The 4,105-nt window shown below is 39.7% G+C and carries 4 protein-coding genes; 2 read left to right on the top strand and 2 right to left on the bottom strand.

Features of this window, described 5'->3' with window-relative positions; translation table 11 throughout:
* Positions 1-24: 24 nt before the first annotated feature.
* Both ACUVXA_RS17430 and ACUVXA_RS17435 read right to left on the bottom strand, forming a co-directional pair.
* Positions 25-210 (bottom strand): dihydroxy-acid dehydratase domain-containing protein, encoded by a 186-nt coding sequence (locus tag ACUVXA_RS17430; RefSeq protein WP_445872557.1) that lies wholly within the window; start codon positions 208-210, stop codon positions 25-27.
* A gap of 27 nt (positions 211-237) precedes the next feature.
* Positions 238-1,020, bottom strand: a complete 783-nt coding sequence (locus tag ACUVXA_RS17435) for a competence/damage-inducible protein A (protein ID WP_445872558.1) — start codon at positions 1,018-1,020, stop codon at positions 238-240.
* A gap of 256 nt (positions 1,021-1,276) precedes the next feature.
* Between ACUVXA_RS17435 and ACUVXA_RS17440 the strand changes: the two genes are divergently transcribed.
* A complete protein-coding gene (locus tag ACUVXA_RS17440; RefSeq protein ID WP_445872559.1) occupies positions 1,277-1,735 on the top strand; it encodes a CBS domain-containing protein in 459 nt (152 codons plus the stop codon).
* Between the two features lie 623 nt (positions 1,736-2,358).
* Complete coding sequence (locus ACUVXA_RS17445) at positions 2,359-3,951, top strand: glutamate synthase-related protein (RefSeq protein ID WP_445872560.1); 1,593 nt, start codon at positions 2,359-2,361, stop codon at positions 3,949-3,951.
* Positions 3,952-4,105 lie beyond the last annotated feature (154 nt).

Genomic DNA, 4,105 nt, shown 5'->3' on the forward strand with positions numbered 1-4,105 from the left:
ACCGAACACCATTTAGGCGGTGTCCTAAATGGGTAAGTTTCGGACAACGGTTCCCCCTCCTGCCCTTATTCCTGCTTTGACCGCCTCAGATACCCTGTTTAAATGTACATGTCCCACTACAACATCTGTCCATGAATTTGCTACCGCAATGACTGGTCGTTGCATCTCTTCCTGTGTGAATCCGGCTCCTCTAAACAAAGGATATAACATTTTTCTAAACAAGATTTAACCCCCAAACTAAATACTATTTTTGATAAGGCTTTTTACCAGTTCTAAAGCTTTGCTTAAAATATAATCTCCATCTTTAACACTATTAGTTTTTGTGGAAGCTATAATTCTCATTCTAACCTGATCTCCAAACCCCGCAGGATATGACTTTACCGAAACCTGCGGGAACTTTTGCATAACTTCTCTAAAAATGGGGGCAAGCGCTGATTCGTCACCAACATCCACCACCAACTCTGCTATTCTAATAACACCACCAATTTTTTCAGATATTAGGGGGATTGCCATTTCCAGAATGTACATCATCTCTGAGGGAACCCCTGGCAGGACGAGAATCCTCGTGGAGCCCTGTGTTAAAAAAACTCCTGGAGCCACACCCACCGCATTAAAAATAGGAACACTATCCGCTGGTAGGATAGCCATCTTCTTTCTATCCTCGGTTATATCCGGATTAGAAACATGACCTGCTTCAAAGAGTTGGCGGTACTTATCCTTAACCATCTCTAGAGCCCTAGGCTCAACACTCATCCTTCTTCTCAGAGCCTTTGAAAGTGCCTCTAGGGTAATGTCCCCCGGAGTGGGCCCCAGTCCGCCCGTAATAACAATAAGTTGTGCTTCTTTCTCCAAATATCTAAGGACAATCTCCTCAATTTCTTTCAAACTGTCAGGTACTACACTTATACCCGAAACCTCGAATCCGAGACCGGTAAGCCTCTTAGAAATCCAATAACTATTATAATCAAGCGTCCGGCCAGAAAGTAGTTCGTCTCCCACGGCAATAATAAAGGTTTTCAAAACAATACTCTCCAAAAAATGTTCTTTATTCATATTTTAATAAAAGTTTCATATATTTATTGCACATTTCACTAGAACTGCATAATACTGGTTTTCCCACATTTTTAACACTAGTTAATTATAAACAGTAAGTTTAAATAACGTTACGAAAAGAAGCATGTGTTAAAACCGTTTGAAAATATATGTGTTGATTAATAATGTCTAATTCAACATCTTTATATTCCCAATAAAATAACTATTTTTGGATGGGAATATTATGATATCTCTTAAAGTGAAGGATGTTTACAGTTCGGAAAGATATAATGAGATAGTTGATAAGGGCACACCAATAGAGGATATCATCAAGATTTTTGTGGAAACACCCAAACTCCGTGGAATGTTCGTAGTCGATGAAAACAATAAGCTCCTAGGGGTAATTCCTCTGAGCGATCTTATATCTTGGGCGAAACTTATGACCGGAGTGCTTCCTGTAAAGGATATACATGATCTATCAGAAGCAATTCGAGTATCACTTTCAAAAACAGCGGGAGGGCTGGTGCGTAAAGAAACCAAGGACGCTGCAGTAGAGCTAGACGACAGCGTCACTGACGCTCTTGACAAAATGATCAAACTAGAATTAACAGGTGTTCCAGTTGTGGACAAAAGAGGAAAGATAGTAGGGGGCCTCCAAATATTAGATATCCTAAAGGTAATCTTAGAAAAGGAAAAACCATAAAAAATTTTTCAAAAAAGGTATGACAATTCTTTTGTAGTTTAAAAATTCAAATATTAGCTACAAGTCATTTTAGCGGCTTTTTCAAACTGTTATTGATTATTATGAAATTTACTTATACATTAGACCTTTGGCGTAATTATTTTTTATTCAGAAATGGTGCGAAAAAGTTTAAAATCCTTCAGAAATCCTACCGAAAAATGCAAAAACTGTGATAAAAGACGCTTGAAAACGGAAAAAAAATCCGGAAGTATTAATTACGCCTAAGGTTTATTAAATATTTTGATTTAGGACGCAAGAAATATGCGATAAATTTAAATTGTCATAGACTTATATTTTAGGAAAAATAATTAATAAACATGATAAGAAATTATTATTGAAAGTAATATTGAAGCAATTAGAGAAGTAGAAGCCAAATACAGAAAAAAGGTTAGTGAAATCGGCGAATAACTCACTGAAAAAATTTAATTATAATCCAGAAATCTATACTCCAAAAAGCTATACTTGAATAACCTGCCTACCAATAAAAACTATTAATAATGAATCCTTTGCCATGAAACACCTTGTTCTGTAATGATGTGTCAAACAAATAATTTGCTTTGAAAATAAATCTAGAGGTATCAAATATGCCGGAAAGTAACTTAAATAGTAAGTCCATTATTGGAGCCAAAACCAGAGTTAAGGATGTGTCTCCAACTAGCGGAATGTGTAGCATTTGTATCTATGAATGTAGAACTCTATGTGAGATCGGGAAGGCTGCTTTTAGAGGAAGAGAAGTACTCTACCCACTGCCAGAGCAATACGGAATGAGCACCGCGGCCTCAAACAAGTACTATATTGTTGACTGGTCTGATTTTCAAATCATGGTTGATGTGATAGGAGCCGAAGGCATAGAAGCAGACCCCGATAAGGCAATCTTTCCCGCAGCAGACATCGAAACCTCTGTAGGAGGCGTAAAGCTCAAAATCCCGGTATTCACCGCAGGGTTAGGTTCAACTCAGGTTGCTAAGCACAATTGGAGGGGCTTGGCGGTCGGTGCCGCGATATCTGGTACCATGCAGGTAATTGGCGAAAACGTTTGCGGAATGGATCCTGATTCAGAGTTCACCAATGGAGTGGTCACCAATTCTCCAGACATGAATAGTAGAGTAGAAGCTTACCGAGAGTTTTGGGACGGAGAATACGGAGACATCGTGGTACAAACCAACGTCGAAGACCAGCGATTAGGTGTAGACGCATACGCACTATCAAAGCTGGAAGTTAATATAATAGAGAGAAAGTGGGGACAAGGCGCAAAAGCTATTGGCGGCGAGGTCCGATTAACGGATATTGACCAAGCCCGGATGTTAAAGAATCGGGGCTACATTGTTATTCCCGATCCTGATGACCCAAACGTTCAAGAAGCCTTTAAGAGTGGAACTCTAAAATCCTTTGAGCGTCACAGCAGGGTGGGAATGCCAGAGTACAAAAGCTTTCTAGAGGACGTGGACTGGCTCCGAGAACAGGGTGCTAAACGGGTGTTTCTGAAAACTGGAGCATATAAGCCCGCAGTGGTTGCTTTTACGTTGAAATGTGCTTCCGAGTCCGAGATCGACCTAGTTACCTTTGATGGAGCAGGCGGCGGAACTGGTATGAGTCCCGTTCCCATGATGCAGGAGTGCGCCACACCTACAGTTTTTCTGGAAACACAGATTTTAGAATGCATAAAGATGATGAAAGAAAATAAAATGTACATACCAGACATTGCCATGGCTGGCGGATTCACCAGCGAGACGCAGATATTCAAATCCATAGCCCTTAGCAATTTTAACAGCGAACCCTACGTGAAAAGTATAGCAATGGCAAGAGCACCGATCACCGCGGTTATGAAAGCCTCCTACTTCTCAGAACTAGCAGAACAAAACTCGTTACCACTAGAGTTCGTAGGCAATTATGGTGGCGAACCCAACAAGTTCTTTGTATGCAGCACAGAACTCCGTGAAAGATACGGTAATGACTACGATTTAATACCTCCAGGAGCAATTGGACTCTACAGCTACTATTTTGATAAAATTGGAACCGGATTAAAACAGCTAATGGCCGGAGTAAGAAAATGGAAACTCAACCTAATAAATAGAAGGGACTTAGCAGCACTATCCGAAAGAGCGAGCAAAATAACCGGAATTCCGCTTATAGAAGACATCGAAAAAGAAACCATGAGAAAAATCATTCAGGGCTAAAAAATTCCTCAACTCTTCTATTTTAAAAACTTGAGTATTTTTTATCCCATTTTTCGCGGATTTTGCGAAGTTCTTTGCAACTTTAAGTCCTTCTCGATGTAGAGAGTTGCACTTGTGTATGTTTCTCAAGATGTCCTCACAAAATTTTAAAAAA

Source organism: Candidatus Jordarchaeum sp. (assembly GCF_052745115.1).